13 protein-coding genes are annotated in these 14,944 nt (G+C 56.2%); 2 read left to right on the top strand and 11 right to left on the bottom strand.

Features of this window, described 5'->3' with window-relative positions:
- Nucleotides 1–104: 104 nt before the first annotated feature.
- The 6 genes from ACN082_RS09005 to ACN082_RS09030 all read right to left on the bottom strand — a co-directional run bounded on the left by ACN082_RS09005 (nt 105) and on the right by ACN082_RS09030 (nt 4,458).
- On the bottom strand, nt 105–464 hold the full coding sequence (locus ACN082_RS09005) for a hypothetical protein (RefSeq protein WP_419100525.1): 360 nt from the start codon (nt 462–464) through the stop codon (nt 105–107).
- A gap of 241 nt (nt 465–705) precedes the next feature.
- Nucleotides 706–2,256 carry a hypothetical protein gene (locus tag ACN082_RS09010; RefSeq protein WP_419100526.1) on the bottom strand — a complete coding sequence of 517 codons (1,551 nt, stop codon included), beginning with the start codon at nt 2,254–2,256 and terminating at the stop codon, nt 706–708.
- Nucleotides 2,257–2,385: 129 nt separating this feature from the next.
- Complete coding sequence (locus ACN082_RS09015) at nt 2,386–2,586, bottom strand: helix-turn-helix transcriptional regulator (RefSeq protein WP_419100527.1); 201 nt, start codon at nt 2,584–2,586, stop codon at nt 2,386–2,388.
- Nucleotides 2,587–2,589: 3 nt separating this feature from the next.
- Nucleotides 2,590–3,051, bottom strand: coding sequence for a hypothetical protein (locus tag ACN082_RS09020; RefSeq protein WP_419100528.1), 462 nt, complete (start codon nt 3,049–3,051; stop codon nt 2,590–2,592).
- Between the two features lie 311 nt (nt 3,052–3,362).
- Entirely contained in the window at nt 3,363–3,788 is a 426-nt protein-coding gene (locus ACN082_RS09025; RefSeq protein ID WP_419100529.1) for an HIT family protein, read from the bottom strand.
- 10 nt (nt 3,789–3,798) lie between these two features.
- Nucleotides 3,799–4,458, bottom strand: a complete 660-nt coding sequence (locus ACN082_RS09030; protein WP_419100530.1) for an MBL fold metallo-hydrolase — start codon at nt 4,456–4,458, stop codon at nt 3,799–3,801.
- A gap of 143 nt (nt 4,459–4,601) precedes the next feature.
- Here ACN082_RS09030 and ACN082_RS09035 point away from each other — a divergent pair, with 143 nt between their 5' ends.
- Entirely contained in the window at nt 4,602–5,033 is a 432-nt protein-coding gene (locus tag ACN082_RS09035) for a Fur family transcriptional regulator (RefSeq protein ID WP_419100531.1), read from the top strand.
- A gap of 234 nt (nt 5,034–5,267) precedes the next feature.
- Here the strand turns inward: ACN082_RS09035 and ACN082_RS09040 are convergent, their stop codons facing one another.
- The 5 genes from ACN082_RS09040 to ACN082_RS09060 all read right to left on the bottom strand — a co-directional run bounded on the left by ACN082_RS09040 (nt 5,268) and on the right by ACN082_RS09060 (nt 10,627).
- Complete coding sequence (locus tag ACN082_RS09040; RefSeq protein ID WP_419100532.1) at nt 5,268–6,155, bottom strand: metal ABC transporter permease; 888 nt, start codon at nt 6,153–6,155, stop codon at nt 5,268–5,270.
- A complete protein-coding gene (locus tag ACN082_RS09045) occupies nt 6,152–7,009 on the bottom strand; it encodes a metal ABC transporter ATP-binding protein (RefSeq protein WP_419100533.1) in 858 nt (285 codons plus the stop codon). Before ACN082_RS09045 ends, ACN082_RS09040 begins: the two co-directional genes overlap by 4 nt.
- A 5-nt stretch (nt 7,010–7,014) precedes the next feature.
- Nucleotides 7,015–8,013, bottom strand: a complete 999-nt coding sequence (locus tag ACN082_RS09050; RefSeq protein WP_419100534.1) for a metal ABC transporter solute-binding protein, Zn/Mn family — start codon at nt 8,011–8,013, stop codon at nt 7,015–7,017.
- Between the two features lie 179 nt (nt 8,014–8,192).
- The gene (locus ACN082_RS09055; protein ID WP_419100535.1) at nt 8,193–9,281 is read right to left on the bottom strand and encodes a hemolysin family protein; all 1,089 of its coding nucleotides are present in this window, start codon (nt 9,279–9,281) and stop codon (nt 8,193–8,195) included.
- Complete coding sequence (locus ACN082_RS09060) at nt 9,278–10,627, bottom strand: hemolysin family protein (RefSeq protein ID WP_419100536.1); 1,350 nt, start codon at nt 10,625–10,627, stop codon at nt 9,278–9,280. The genes ACN082_RS09055 and ACN082_RS09060 overlap by 4 nt, the downstream gene beginning before the upstream one ends.
- A gap of 561 nt (nt 10,628–11,188) precedes the next feature.
- On the opposite strand from ACN082_RS09060, the gene ACN082_RS09065 reads away from it, so the two are divergent.
- Complete coding sequence (locus ACN082_RS09065) at nt 11,189–14,905, top strand: multifunctional oxoglutarate decarboxylase/oxoglutarate dehydrogenase thiamine pyrophosphate-binding subunit/dihydrolipoyllysine-residue succinyltransferase subunit (RefSeq protein WP_419100537.1); 3,717 nt, start codon at nt 11,189–11,191, stop codon at nt 14,903–14,905.
- Nucleotides 14,906–14,944 lie beyond the last annotated feature (39 nt).

A 14,944-nucleotide genomic window follows, 5' to 3' on the forward strand; every position in this document is an offset into this window, starting at 1 on the left:
GTATTTGGAATCTTCCACTTTTTCTTCTTTCGCGCTACATGCTGAAACTAAAAGACAGAGCGGCAGTAGGACTGCCAGTAGTTTTTTATAGAACACCGTTCCCCCTATTTACTGCGGTCCAGAATGAAGTCTTTGTGTGACGGATCATCCCTTAGGGTAGCACTACCCCGTTTGTAGACCCAATCAGGGTAATCAGCGTTAAAGGTAATCTCAGAAGAATTAATCATCCCAGCATTGTCGGTTGTAATGAGAATTCCGTTGGCATAGGAAGTCCTTCCGGGGGAGTTATAGCCCGTCCCATCAGCCGGATTCACCGGGTGCCCCTGCACAGCACCAAATTGACCGTCAGCAGAGGCCTCCGAAGATAGGGTAAAACTATTTTTAAAAGCGCGCGGGTCAAACCTACCGCTAGCGTATTCACCGGCGCGAGCAATGTTATCAGCATCAGCTAGTGTGCTATACATTTGTGGATGCCCCTGACCGTCCTTCCCCAGGTATTCAAAGGACATGGCATTCGGGTCACCAAAATAGAATTTGGGCCACCCAGCGGCTCCAATATTGTAATAAGCCTCAATGGGTGAATTTACATTTTGTAGCGTAAAACCAGCGGTTGTAGAGCCGTAGGAATGGTTCCACAAATAGATTTTACGGTTATCATCCCCGAACGAAAGATTATTGCCCAGCACGTTCAAGGCATCAACCGCGTTAGCATTGCGCTCGGAAGCAATCTCGGCATCGTGAGTTGAAAGTACATCCAGCCCTTGGGGGGGTTACATAGTTCAGGTTGATAACCACAGCGTGGGCAGTTTTGCTGTTGTTATCCCTGTAGATATTTTTTTGGTCGTTGTAGATTCTTTGGCCCATCCCCGCCAAATCTCCATCGTTCGGATCAAGACTGGTCTTGGGGTGGTTAAGCATCCCAGGATTAAAAATAGTCACGACATCAGCCCGATCCAAAACACCGTACGCAATTGTAGTGAGTACATCGTCTGTCTCGACTTTGTCCTTTCGATGTTCTCGACCGAACCCGTCGTAGCGCACCGTCGTACCCATATTGGACAAATCAAGATTAATGAGGCTTCGAGGAGCGCCATACTGCTGGTCGTTTATAGTTTTTTGAATGAGCAGCAAGGTATCCTTGGCGTAATCAGATAAGAGCTCTGGGTGCTCTAGTTTCAGGTTCAGTAAAGTCATATTTGCCTGGTGCCGGTCAGAGTACCGTACGCCCTCAAGATTTCCCACGAAACCAGGCATCTGTGCAATCAAAGCAGCACGCTGTTCCTCCGATAAGCCATAAACATGAGAGCCGTCAAGATTCCACCAGTCCCGTGATGCCTGCGCATTACCAACACCATCATTAGACACATGCACAGGCAGGCCCGCTAATTCAGGGTACCGCCGGGCAAAATCAGCAATCTCAGCCGGCGATAGCAAAGCAATACTAGATAGGTACTCCTGCAAAGCTTCAGGGCTTTCAGCAGTTTTCTCCGACAGGAGCTTCAAATCACGAGCAGAAACCGGCGGGTTACCCCGAATCACATCGGGCGAAAGCTCAAACAATGAGCCTCCCGATGCAGTTCCCAAAGCAAAATTAGGCACCCCATGATTGGTATGCGCCAGGGCGAACATATCCCCCACCGGAGTCAGCTTATACTCAGCACCTAAGCCTTCCCCAGCAGTCTGATATTCACGTGCAAGACCACGAACAATCTCACGTTGCGCCTCCAAAACCTGCTGCGCATCCGATAGTTCAGTGGCGAACCCTGCAATACTTTTTTGGGTATCTTCCCTCTCTGACTTATCGTCTATGTGATTCAGGCTTACAGTCAATGCCGCCAATTTTATGGAACATTCCCTAACGCTGTCTTGCGCCGCAGTCGCTAGACGATGCGCTTCCTGAGCACGCCCTTTAATATCAATCAGAGTTTGCTCCCAACGCTGAGCTAACTGCGCCATGCGATCAAATTCTTTGTGAACCTGCCAAATAAAGTATTCTCCAAGAGACAGGGACTCGTTGAGATAGCGAACTTTATAGCCTTGCCCGGCAAGCTCCCCAGTGGCCCTAAAAGAAGAAAGCGCAACATTAAGTGCCTCTGCTTTGTTATCCCACATCGAGCGAATCGCGACCCAGTCAAAAGGACTTCCTGGGGCAGGGTCCCCAGTGTCAAAAAGTGACCAGTCCTGAGGGTAGCTACCAATGGATAGAGCAGACGGAGCAGCTTGTGATTGAGCAAAACTACTGAGTGTTGATCCCATGCCTCTTTAAACTCTTTCTTGATAACTTGCTATCGCTGCCGCCGCTGCTCCACCGCAACTCATAATTTACCTTAGGTTAACAACGCGCAAGGTAACAACTATGACAACATTGGGTTCCGGCAAGGCTCATTACCCTGAATGATGTGGAGTAAAAATGTCCTCGATTCTACAGCTAAAGGCGGCGGCTAGCTGGAAGGCTAGGGGCAGGGAAGGGTCAAAACGGCCCTTTTCGATGCTGATAATGGTCTGCCGGGAAACTCCCAGCCGGTCCGCCAGCTCCTGCTGGGAGTAGCCGCGCTCTGCCCGCAGTTCTTTGAGACGATTCTGCACGGGCTAGACACCCCTGCGCCGGTAGAAGAGATAATAGAGGATGAAAATGATACAGGCAGACTCAGTAGCTACCGTCAATGCCAGGTCTCCTGGAACCTCCCAACCTAGAGTAGCCATTAGCCCACTGGATAGTCCCATTCCCGCAATCATTATATAAAAAGTATTTTCTGCTGCCTGGGCAAACCAGTGGTTTTCAACGCTATGTTCAGACTTAGGGTTCCCCCCTTTTAAGGTGGAACGGTCCACCAAAAGGGCCCAAATGATTGCCGCTACTACAGGCCATACAGGTAAGGAAACCACAGGAAGAGCCCAGCCCGGCAAGTCCTCCTGCCGGAAGCTCACAATGCCCCAGCCCACTAGCAAGGAAAGAGCCGCACCGCCAACAATACTGATGGTCAGCAGGGTTGCTTGCCCGCCACCATAGCGGGAGCTACCCCAGGTGCTTACTTTCTTTTTGGTTTCCATTTCAGACTCCTTATGTCAAAGGTGCTTTACATTTCTCTGTAAAACAGACTTTACACATCTCAGCATTTTTAAGTCAAGCACACTTTACACACAGGGAATAGAAAAGCCCCTCCCAGTACCCAGCTCTACAAGGCTAGGTATCGGGAGGGGCTTATCCACACGCTAGCTCACTAGCTCTACGGCTTTCGGGTCAACACCCTTAAACGCCAGCCCCGAGCCAGTTGACCCGAAAGTCGTAGAGCTAGAGCAATCTAGGTAGTACCTTGCTAAGGCCTTACTGCAACCCTCACAGCCACAATTACCTTGTACCCTTAGCTGGCGACAAACTCCCCGTAGCCCAGGTCGGTCAGGGCCGCGCGCAGTTTCTCAGCCGCCTCGTCCATAAGTGCGGGGTCAGGGTTACGGTTGGCCTGTTCAAAGGTAAACTCACTCTGATCAAGAGCTGGCCACACGTGCAGGTGGGTATGAGGTACGTCGAAACCGGCAATCATCATGCCGACCCTAGTCGGGTCAAAGGCCTTTACCAAGCCGCGAGAAACCTTGTGAGCCACAGCGAAGAGGTGGGCGCTCAGTTGCTCGGGTAAGTCAACCCAATGGTCAATCTCCAGGCGGGGAACCACCAGGGTATGCCCGTACTGGAAAGGCTCAATGGTAAAGAAAGCAAGGCAGTGCTCGTCCTCCCAGATGAGACGGCCGGGAATCTCGCGGTTAATAATCTTAGTAAAAATGGTGCTCATAGCCACTCCCCTAGTTGTTCTCTAGATCAACGGTGGTACCCGGTGCCAGGTACTCAAACTCTGTACCGTACTTCTTACCAAAGTTGGTTGCGTGCCCCACAATCATGTTCCTTCCCGTCTCTGCCAGCAGGGAGTCATGAATCTGATAAGCCTTCTGCGCCCGCACCGCAATAATAAAGTCGATGACTTCCTGGATTTTGTTCCAAGGGGCGTGAATGGGTACCAGCAGGGTTTTGACCTCGATACCGTGAGGGACCACAAAGGAATCGCCAGGGTGGAAGAGATTATCATCAATCAGGTAGCCCACGTTGTCGATAGTCGGCAGGAGCGGGTGAATAACCGCGTGATTACCGCCAAAGGTTTTGATGTTAAAACCGGAGAGGGTCAGCTGTCCATCTGCTTCTACGGCCAGAGCCTGAGCCTGGGGTAGCTCTTTGAGGACCGCCTGAACCACAGCGGCAGGGGCGTGCAGGGTAGTCTGCGGGTTCTCTTTTAAGAAAGCCAGTACCCTACCCTCATCGAAGTGGTCGGGGTGTATATGGGTGATCAGAACATGGTCAGCGCCATCTAGGGCCTGCTCAACTTCCGAGAAGTTGCCGGGATCCAGCACCAGCACGGCGCCGTCTTTTTCTAAACGAAGGCAGGAGTGGGTGTATTTAGTAAGTTTCATACCTCCAACCCTAGTATCTCGGTCTAGCCGATACCAGTACCAGGGAGCACACCGAGCAAGCGGCGACCTAAGCCCTGCCGGTTCGCTCTATCGTGTACAGTAAGGCAAAGAAAAACAGACCTGGACCCCACGAGGATGCTTTCATGGCGACCCAACCGGCATCGGCTACTACCAAACCTGTAGAAATTAGAAACACCAAACAGCGTCGCGCTGTAACCGCAACCCTTGAAACGCTTGAGGATTTCATCTCGGCGCAGGATCTGCACCAGCTCATGCTCTCACGCGGCGAGAAGGTTTCCCTGGCGACGATTTACCGTCTCTTGCAGTCCATGGTGAACGCCGGTGAGGTCGAAACCCTCAAAACCGAAGAGGGCGAAGCCATTTACCGCCAGTGCGGCCTTGAGCACCACCATCACCATATTCTCTGCCGGTCCTGCGGGGCGGCCCAGGAGTTTGAGATTCCTGAGCTTGAAGAGCTCGTTCACGCTATTGCCGGTCAGCACGGCTACACCCAGGTCAGCCACGTCATTGAGATTACGGGCCTCTGCGCTACCTGCGCAGCTGAGGGCCGGTAAGCGACCCAGCGGCCAGGCTACCAACTGGCTCGGGTCTGGCGTTCAGGGAGATTGGCAAGCGCATCCACAGCCCGGCTTAGCACCCGGTGTGCCAACTGGCTCGGGTCTGGCGTTCAGGGAGATTGGCAAGCGTATCCACAGCCCGGCTTAGCACCCGGTGTGCCAACTGGCTCGGGTCTGGCGTTCGGGGATGTTGGCACACCGGGTGCTAAGCGAACGTAATGGCTTATACAGCTATTTCTCCAGCCCAGGCTCACTGCGCTTGCGGCCCGATGCTGAGTAGCGCTGGCGTACTGCCCGAATACCGCGGCACATGACAAAGATAAGAAAAGACAGCGTGGTGACGTAGGGGCTGATAGGGAGTGAGCCGGCTAGTGCCAGCAGGATTCCGCCTACCATGGCGACCTCAGCAAAGAGTACCGATAGGATGAGCGCCCGCAGGGGTGAAGCTGTAACCTGAAGGGCTGAGGCAGCCGGGGTGATAAGCAGGGCTAGCACCAGGAGCGACCCCACCACTTGAACCGATAGCGCAGTGGCGATACCGAGCACCACCATAAAAGCGACAGAGAGCAAGCGTAGCGGCAGGCCTTTAGCCTGCGCAACCACCGGGTCCAATGAGGCAAACATCAGAGGCCGCCACATGAGCGCTAGAGCCGTAATGATAACTGCCCCACCAACTACCATAGAGGTAAGCTGGGCCGAATCAACCGCCACAATCTGACCGGTCAACAGAGAGAACTTGTTGGCCGAGCGTCCCGAGTAGAGGGATAAGAAGAGAATACCCAGACCCAGCCCAAAGGGCATGAGCGCCCCAATGATGGAGTCGTTCTCATGCACCTTGGCACCCATCAGGGCAATTATGAGGGCCGAGAAAATCGACCCTATCAGCGAGCCGGTGACCACGTTGTAGCCCAGGAGCAAAAAGAGCGCCGCACCAGCGAAAGACATCTCAGCAATAGCGTGAACGGCAAAGGCATGGCGGCGGAGCATGACGAAGAGTCCAACGAACCCACCAATAAGGCCCAAAACTGCACCGGCGATAATGGACTGGCTCAGGAGCTCTAGGAGCTCACCGTAGCGGTCAAAGACAAAAACTTTGCTCCAAAAGTCAGCTAGGCTCATCCTTGTTCTCCCCGGGTGGCAGGTAGGTGTAGAAGCGGATCATCTGTTTCTAGGGCGCAGTGGTCCTCGCGGTACTCCCCGCCCACCACCACATAGCGGCCCTTGGTGTGAATAACGGAGACGGGGGTTTGGTAGAGATCAGTGAGCACCTCTGAGCGCATGACCTGGGGTACTGTACCGACAGTAAAGCGTCCACCGGCTAGGTAGAGCACCCGATCCACATGATCGATGATGGGGTTGATTTCGTGGGTTACGAAGACCACGGTAGCCCCATTTTCACGGTTGTAACGGTGGATCAAATCCGAAACCGCATACTGGTAGTTAAGGTCAAGAGAGAGCAGGGCCTCATCTGCCAGGATAATAGCTGGGTCGTTGGCTAGGGCCTGGGCGATGCGTAGGCGCTGCTGTTCCCCGCCGGAGAGTAAACCCACCGGAACATTGGCGTAGTCTTGTGCGCCGACGGCTTCTAGCAGACTATCAACCTTGGCCCGGTAGTCCCGGTTTTTGAAGCGAAAGCCCCAGCGGTGTCCGTCCACCCCTAAACCTACAAAGTCCCGAGCGCGCAGAGGCAATTCGGTCCCCAAGGCTTTTTGTTGGGGGATGTAGCCTAGGGCCGGGTTCCCCAGACCCGCTGCAGCGCCCAAGACGGCAATCTTACCTTGGCTAAGCTGGGTCAGGCCCAGAATAACCTTGATAAAGGTTGATTTACCTGAGCCGTTGGGGCCGAGTACCGCAAAGTATTCGCCGCGTTCTACAGAGAGGCTAAGGTCCTTCCAGAGGGTGCGGTGCCCAAAGGACAGCCCACCCCCGGTGATCTCTATAGCGGGGGCGAGCTGGGGGGAAGAATCTGACATAGCTCCTATGCAACTGCCTTTTCGAGGTTGTCGATATTCTGGTTCATCCACTCAATGTAGCCGGTGTTTTCGGGAAGGGTCTCGGTGAACGAGACGCTGGGTACATCTTTGTTTTGGGCGTAACTAGAGATTTCAGCAGTTTGTGCGGTCTGGGTTTGTTCGTTGAAGGCCAGCAGGTCAATCTTCCCGGCGCCGAGAAGATCTTTGGCTTCCTGCAGGGTCAGCGGGGCGATGTCGCTTTCACTGTCTACCGCCGCTGTTAGGTCTGCCGGGGTGGCATCCGTGAAACCTGCGTCTTGGAGTAAGTAGCCGGAGACGGGCTCAGTGGCAAGATAGGTGCGTTTCTTGCTGTCTACGGCTTTGAGGCGGGTGATGAGCTCATCCAGGCGGGTCGAGAAGTCACGCGCGGCGCTGCGGTAGGTATCGGCCTGGTCGGGATCGAGTTCCGCCAGGTCAGCTGCCACCTGGTCGGCAACCTTTTTCATGGTGTCCAGGTCATACCAGACATGCTCGTTGTAGGCGTGGTGGTCGTGGCCCTCATGATCGTGCCCCTCATGATCGTGCCCCTCATGGTCATGATCCGTATCTGCCTCCCCGTGGTGCTCTTCTTGCATATGAGCCAGGTCATCTGCGCTAAAGAGCCCAGAAACTTCAACGGCATTGACGATCTTCTGGCCGGGGTTATCGTTTCCAGCCAGATCGGTTAGAAAGGCATCGTAGCCTCCCCCGTTAACAACTACTATATCCGCGTCCTTGACAGCCAGACGATCCTGGCTGGTTGCCTCGTAAGAGTGGGGATCTACAGCCGTTGAGGCGATCAGCGGGGTGGCTTCCACTCGTTCACCACCGATTTCTTTAACCAGGTCAGCATAAACATCGGTGGTAGCCACTACTTTGATTGCGCCTTGATCAGGTGCGGCACTGTTGGAGCTTTGCTGGCCGCAAGCCGAAAGGCCAAGCACCGAGAGCATCAACAGGGAGGTAGCGGGGAGGATTTTTTTCACGATATATCTTTCTAGCCAGGTTCAGGTTTTCGTTTTATTAGCCTACCCCCTTTTGCGAACCGTTCGCAAATAATATCAATGTGCTTCCTCCCACCGACCAAACAGAGAACCGCCGCCCCTCCCCTAGACGGGAGGGGCGGCGGTTGACTCAATAACCCTGTAGGATGTCGGGGCTTGCCTTAGGGCTCAGAGGTAAAGCGGGCTGCGGCCTCCTGGCGGCGTCGCACATGCTCCTGGGTGGTGTCCTTAATTTCACCCACCAGCTCCTCCAAAATATCTTCCAGGAAGAGCACGCCCACGCTCTGACCCTTACCATCGACCACGTGCGAAACGTGGGCGCGGTTGCGTTGCATGACTGCGAGCGCGTCATCAATCTCAGTTTCGGGTTTGACAACAGACATCTGGCGGAGCTTGCCCCAGGCAATGGGCTGATCCATTCGCTCAGCCTCGTAGACCAGAGCGTCTTTAATGTGCAGGTAGCCCATGTAGGTCCCGCCTTCACGGTCTTCCATGACGAAGCGGGAGTAGCCGGTATGGGCCACCGCCTTTTCTAATTCCGCCGGAGTGCAGGGAAAGACCATGGTGATGAGCTTGTCACCGGGCACCATAATGTCAGCTACCGTTTTTGTACTGAATTCCAGTGCCCCTGAGAGTACTCCTGAGCCGTCATCGACGGTGCCTTCAGCCGTGGACTGGGCCACGATGTTCTGTAGCTCATCCAGGGTAAAGGTGGAGGCGACTTCGGCTTTAGGCTCCACTTTCATCAGCCGCAGCGTGTGGTCGGCAATCCAGTTGAGCAGACTGACGATTGGTTTGAGCAGTCGGGAGATCGTAACCAGCGGCGGAGCGATCCACAGGGCTACGCCCCGAGCCGCCAGAGAGACTGCCATATTCTTGGGCACCATTTCACCTAGAATAACGTGTAGGTAGGTGACCAGGATCAGGGCGAAGGCAAAGCCCACGGCGCTGGCTACGGAGTAGGGAATGCCCCAGCTTTCCAGGGGTGCCGATACCAGGTGGTGCAGGGCAGGTTCCGATACGTTCAGAATCAGCAGAGAGCAGATAGTGATGCCCAGCTGGCAGGTAGCCAGCATGAGCGAAACGTTCTCCAGGGCGTACAAGACCGTGATAGCTCGCTTGTTACCGGTTTCGGCCAGAGGCTCCACCTGCGAACGGCGGGTAGACATAACCGCAAACTCACCGGCCACGAAGAAAGCATTACCGGCCAGCAAAACAAACAGAAGCGAGATAGCGACCCAGTCACTCATCGGCGGGCCTCCTTAGCGGTAGCGGGCTGAACCTCAGGGGTGGCGGGGGTATCGTGCACATAGCGGATTCGGTCCACGCGGCGCTGTTCCATCTTCTCCACCCGCAGGTATCCGCCCTCAAGGGGCACCACGTCCCCGGTCTCAGGAACCCTGCCCAGGCGGTCCATCATAAAGCCACCCATGGTTTCGTAGGCGGGGTCGTCCTCGATTTCAAGGACCTGGATGTAGTCGTTGACCTCATCGGGGCGCAGAAGGCCGGGGAAGATGTAATCGCCGTTGCCTACGCGCAGGGGGCGTTCGTCCGGGGAATGGACGTCATGCTCATCGGAGACTTCGCCCACAATTTCTTCGACCAGGTCTTCCAAGGTGGTGATACCGGCGGTTCCGCCGTATTCATCGAGCACCACGGCCAGTTGAAGAGCGCCTTCGCGAAGCTGAATCAGCAGGGAGTCGAGGTGGACGGTTTCGGGCACCTGAAGCACATCTTCCATGAGAATACCGGCCTCAAGGGTTTCTCGCTTATCTAGGGGTAGGCCGACGGCTTTCTTCACGTGGACAACACCCACGATGTTGTCCTGATCTTCACGGTAGAGGGGGAAACGGGAGTGCCCGGTGGTACGAGCTAGCTCGATAACGTCGCTGACCGGGGAGGTGTCTTCGAGCATGATGACCTTGCGGCGAGGGGTCATGACGTCGGCGGCGGTCAGCTCCGCAAAGGAAAGAGTGCGGTCAAGGAAGCGCGCGGTGTCTGAGTCCAGGGTACCCAGGTCAGCGGAGCGGCGGACCATAGAGGATAACTCCTCGGGCGAGCGCGCGGCAGACAGTTCTTCCTTGGCTTCCATGCCGAAGCGGTGCAGAATCCAGTTGGCGGATCCGTTGGCGGTTCGGACGATGGGGCCCATGACCTTGGTAAACAGCAGCTGGAGCGGTGCCAGGGAACGGGCGACCCGGTAGGGTTCAGCAATTGCCAGATTCTTAGGGACCAGCTCACCAATGATCATGGAGAGCAGGGTGGCTATACCCATAGAGAAAATGAGGGTCAGGGCTGAAGCGACGCCGGTGCTCAGCCCCCAGGAGGCAATGGTGTCACCAGCCAGAGCGTTAATACTGCTATCGAGTGTGTAGCCGGTAAGCAGGGTGGTGATAGTGATACCTAGCTGGCAGCTTGAGAGCTGGGTGGAGAGGGATTTGAGACAAGACATGACTTGCCTGCCCCGCTTGTCCCCTCGGTCAATCTCTTGCTGGACCTTGGACTGGTCGAGAGCTACCAGAGAGAACTCCACGGCCACGAAGAAGCCGGTCCCCAGAATAAGGAGGAAGCCAACTATGAGCAGGAGCCATTCCATTTAGCTATTCACCGCCCCGTTAGCAAAGGTTGGCACTAGGGCAAGAACGGGAGCGTCATGTCGATATGTTACGGGGCTCTTGCCCAGGTGTATGTTAGAAAGCTGCTGAGTGCAGCGACAACTAGAAGGGTCTTCCATAGTCGCCCATTCTAGCGAAAACTCAAGAGAGGCGCGCGGTTGCTTTCACCGGGTGCGAAATTGTAAGGGGCAGCTGTCTCATTCTTTAGAAAGAAGCATAGGGCACTGGCCCATCACATGAACCAGCATAGTCCCACACAAGACCATCTATTGACGCATGTTCCCCGTGGCTTAATGTCGCTTTATCAGCTAAGTACACAGCCCTAGCCAGTGGGGTATGAGCTTTACCCCCACCAGAGGTTGACCCTTTATTGGCTCTTTGCCCGGTGGGGCGTGTTGGACGTATGCCCTGAACACTCCTAAACTAGACAAAGATATGCAATACATCACGCGCCCAAGGGTGTGCGCGATGAATCATTCAGCCCGGCGCCCAAGAACCTTGCGGTGCCCAATGACCATACGAGATGGAAGAGGCGTTAGACAGTGCCAAACCAGCCAGAACATACTGTGCCTGAAGAATTTGCGGGCAACGAGTGGCTCGTTGAAGAACTCTTTGAGAAGTTTGAGGCAGACCGCAGTGCGGTCGATCAGAAGTGGTGGCCCCTCTTCGAACAGTGGGTAGGCAAAGGTGCCCCCACAGCTAATGCAACTCCCGCCAAGGCACCGGTCACCCAGCAGGCAACTTCGCCCCAGCGCTCTACTCAACAACCTGCAGCTCCCCAGCCCGCCGCGACTAGTCCTGCGCCCGCCCTTTCATCACCCCAGGTAACCACCCCAGCTCCTCAGAAAGAAGAACCTGTGAGCACTGCACCCGAAGAAGACCAGATTGTCACCCTCCGTGGCCCTGCCAAAGCAGTTGCCGCCAACATGGATCAGTCTCTGAGCGTTCCCACCGCCACCACCGTGCGCGCGGTACCCGCTAAGCTGCTTATCGATAACCGCACAGAGATTAACAGCTACCTGGCTCGCACTCGCGGCGGTAAGGTCTCCTTCACTCACATCATTGGCTACGCCATCATTCGCGCACTGGCAAACTTCCCCTCCATGAACGTGAGCTACGGTGAGGACGCCAAGGGTAAGCCCGCCGCTATTCAGCACGCCCACGTCAATTTTGGTCTGGCTATCGATCTACCTCGCCCTGACGGCTCCCGCAACCTGGTAGTGCCTAATATCAAGGGTGCAGAGTCGCTGTCGTTCTCCGAGTTCTGGCATGCCTACAACGACATCGTTCAGCGCGGCCGCGAAGGCAAGCTCGGTGTAGAGGATTTCCAGGGAACCACCGTCTCACTGACCAACCCCGGCGGCATCGGGACCGTTCACTCCGTGCCGCGCCTCTCCAAGGGGCAGGCTGCTATTATCGGTGCCGGTGCCCTTGACTACCCGGCCGAGTACCGTGGCACCTCCGATAAGGTCATCGCCCGCAACGGTGTCTCCAAGATCCTGACCCTGACCTCCACCTATGACCACCGCGTTATCCAGGGTGCCGGTTCTGGTGAGTTCCTCAAGCTGGTGGAGCACTACCTGTTAGGTGGCGACAACTTCTACGACCAGATTTTTGAGGACCTGCGCATCCCCTTTGAGCCCGTCCGCTGGGCCCGCGATAACCAGGTTAACCCCGAGGCTGAGGTCTCCAAGGTCGCGCGCATTCAGCAGCTCATTCACGCTTTCCGTGTACGCGGTCATCTGATTGCCCAGACCAACCCCATCGGCTACCAGATGCTCTCCCACCCGGACCTGCAGCTGGAAAACTACGGGCTAACCCTCTGGGATCTTGACCGCCACTGGCCCACCGGCGGGTTTGGCGATAAGGAATCCTTGCCCCTGCGCACCATTCTGGAACTCCTGCGCGAAGCCTACACCCGTACCCTGGGCGTGGAATACATGCACATTGAGAACCCCCAAGAGCGCCAGTGGTTCCAGGACCGCCTCGAGCACGGCTACACCAAGCCTTCCCGTGACGAACAGTTCCGCGTCCTGGGTACTCTAAACGCCGCTGAGGCTTTTGAAACCTTCTTGCAGACCAAGTACCTGGGCCAGAAGCGCTTCTCCCTAGAAGGCGGCGAGTCGCTGATTCCGCTCCTGGACTCGGTCATTTCCGAAGCTGCCGACGCCGGACTTTCGGGCGTTGGCATCGGCATGGCCCACCGTGGCCGCCTGAACGTACTGACCAACATTGCCGGCAAGTCCTACGCACAGATTTTCCGTGAATTTGAGGGCCAGCTTGACCCGCGCCTCACCGGCGGTTCTGGTGACGTCAAATACCACCTGGGTACCGAGGGTGTCTTCACTTCCCACAACGGCAACCAGACCCAGGTCTACCTGGCCGCTAACCCCTCTCACCTTGAAGCGGTCAACACCGTGCTTGAGGGAATCGTTCGCGCTAAGCAGGATACCCTCGCTGACCAGGGCATCATCAACTACCCGGTCCTGCCCATTCTGGTTCACGGCGATGCCGCCTTTGCTGGCCAGGGCATCGTTATGGAAACCCTGCAGATGTCCAAGCTGGAGGGTTACACCACCGGCGGTACCGTCCACATTGTGGTCAATAATCAGGTTGGCTTCACCACTACTCCGCGCGATGGTCGTACCGCTACCTACTCCACCGACGTTGCCCGCATGATTCAGGCACCTATCCTGCATGTCAACGCCGATGACCCCGAGGCCGTTGTACGCGCGGGCTCTATCGCTTTTGCCTACCGCCAGGCCTTTAACAAGGATGTCGTTATCGACCTGGTCTGCTACCGCCGCCGCGGCCACAACGAGGCCGATGATCCCTCAATGACTCAGCCCAAGATGTACCAGCAGATTGAGGAGCTCCCCTCAACCCGCAAGATTTACACCGAGGCGCTGGTAGGTCGTGGCGACATCACCCAGGATGAAGCCGAGCGCGCGCTCAAGGACTATCAGAGCCGCCTGGAGCAGATCTTCACCGAAACTCACGAGGCTCAGTCATCCTCTGCTCCCCTGGTCACTGCCGATGCAGCAGCAGTTTCGAACATTGAGCGCCCTGCCGCCCAGCAGAATGAGGACTCCGTTCGTGTTGCCGGTGAAACCGCTATCTCGCCCGAGACCCTGGCCCGTATTGGCCAGGCCTTTGCAGAGGTTCCCCAAGGCTTCACCGTTCACAAGAAGCTCAAGAAGCTCCTGGATCAGCGTGTGAAAATGTCCACCGAGGGCGAGATTAACTGGGGCTTTGGCGAACTTGCTGCCTTTGCCTCCCTGCTCCTTGAAGGCCGCAATGTCCGCCTCACCGGCCAGGATGTCCAGCGTGGCACCTTCGTCCAGCGTCACTCGGTTCTACACGACTCAAGGACCGACCAAGAGTGGAACCCGCTGGCCCACCTCTCCGAGACCCAGGGCAAGTACGCTATCTACAACTCCCTGCTCTCTGAGTACGGTGTCATGGGCTTTGAATACGGCTACTCCGTGGAAAGCCCCGATTCCCTGGTGCTCTGGGAGGCCCAGTTCGGTGACTTCGCCAACGGCGCCCAGACCATTGTGGACGAGTTCATCTCTTCCGCTGAGCAGAAGTGGGCTCAGCGTTCCTCGCTGGTTCTGCTCCTGCCCCACGGCTTTGAGGGCCAGGGCCCGGACCACTCATCAGCCCGTATGGAGCGCTACCTGCAGCTGTGCGCTGAGAACAATATGACTGTTGCGGTTCCCTCTACCCCGGCATCCTACTTCCACCTGCTACGCCGCCAGGCGCACTCACGCCCCCACAAGCCGATGATTGTGATTACTCCCAAGCAGCTCCTGCGTCTGAAGGCTGCAGCTTCGTCGGTAGAGGACTTCACCACCGGTAGCTTCAAGCCCGTGATTGAGGATCAGGCCAATCTGAGCCCGGCCGAGGTCACCCGCCTGGTCTTTGTCTCCGGCCGCCTCTACTACGACCTCGAGGCTGAGCGAGCTAAGCGCAATGACAGGACCACCGCGCTGGTGCGCGTAGAGCAGCTCTACCCGCTCCCTGCCCAGGAGATCAAGGAACAGATTGCGGCCTACCCCAATGCCGAGGTCATCTGGGCTCAGGACGAACCTGCCAACCAGGGCCAGTGGCCCTTCATGGCGGTCAACCTGCTCCCCCAGATTGGCTACAAGATGGCTCTGGTCTCCCGCCCAGCCGCTGCCTCGCCCGCTGCGGGTACCGGCAAGCGCCACCAGCGTGAGCTCGATAACCTCATTTCCGAGGTGTTTGACCGCTAACTCTCTTAGCCCCTGGCTCACCAAGCAGGTGCTCCACCG

It is taken from the genome of Rothia sp. CCM 9417, from assembly GCF_048513575.1.
In the GTDB taxonomy this organism is placed as follows: domain Bacteria; phylum Actinomycetota; class Actinomycetes; order Actinomycetales; family Micrococcaceae; genus Rothia.

Excerpts from the sequence above, each read along its gene's own strand:
- ACN082_RS09035 (WP_419100531.1), top strand. The coding sequence starts at position 4,602 with ATGGCGACCCAACCGGCATCGGCTACTACCAAACCTGTAGAAATTAGA.
- ACN082_RS09020 (WP_419100528.1), bottom strand. The coding sequence starts at position 3,051 with ATGGAAACCAAAAAGAAAGTAAGCACCTGGGGTAGCTCCCGCTATGGT.
- ACN082_RS09025 (WP_419100529.1), bottom strand. The coding sequence starts at position 3,788 with ATGAGCACCATTTTTACTAAGATTATTAACCGCGAGATTCCCGGCCGT.
- ACN082_RS09060 (WP_419100536.1), bottom strand. The coding sequence starts at position 10,627 with ATGGAATGGCTCCTGCTCATAGTTGGCTTCCTCCTTATTCTGGGGACC.
- ACN082_RS09010 (WP_419100526.1), bottom strand. The coding sequence starts at position 2,256 with ATGGGATCAACACTCAGTAGTTTTGCTCAATCACAAGCTGCTCCGTCT.
- ACN082_RS09005 (WP_419100525.1), bottom strand. The coding sequence starts at position 464 with ATGTATAGCACACTAGCTGATGCTGATAACATTGCTCGCGCCGGTGAA.
- ACN082_RS09040 (WP_419100532.1), bottom strand. The coding sequence starts at position 6,155 with ATGAGCCTAGCTGACTTTTGGAGCAAAGTTTTTGTCTTTGACCGCTAC.
- ACN082_RS09045 (WP_419100533.1), bottom strand. The coding sequence starts at position 7,009 with ATGTCAGATTCTTCCCCCCAGCTCGCCCCCGCTATAGAGATCACCGGG.
- ACN082_RS09055 (WP_419100535.1), bottom strand. The coding sequence starts at position 9,281 with ATGAGTGACTGGGTCGCTATCTCGCTTCTGTTTGTTTTGCTGGCCGGT.
- ACN082_RS09030 (WP_419100530.1), bottom strand. The coding sequence starts at position 4,458 with ATGAAACTTACTAAATACACCCACTCCTGCCTTCGTTTAGAAAAAGAC.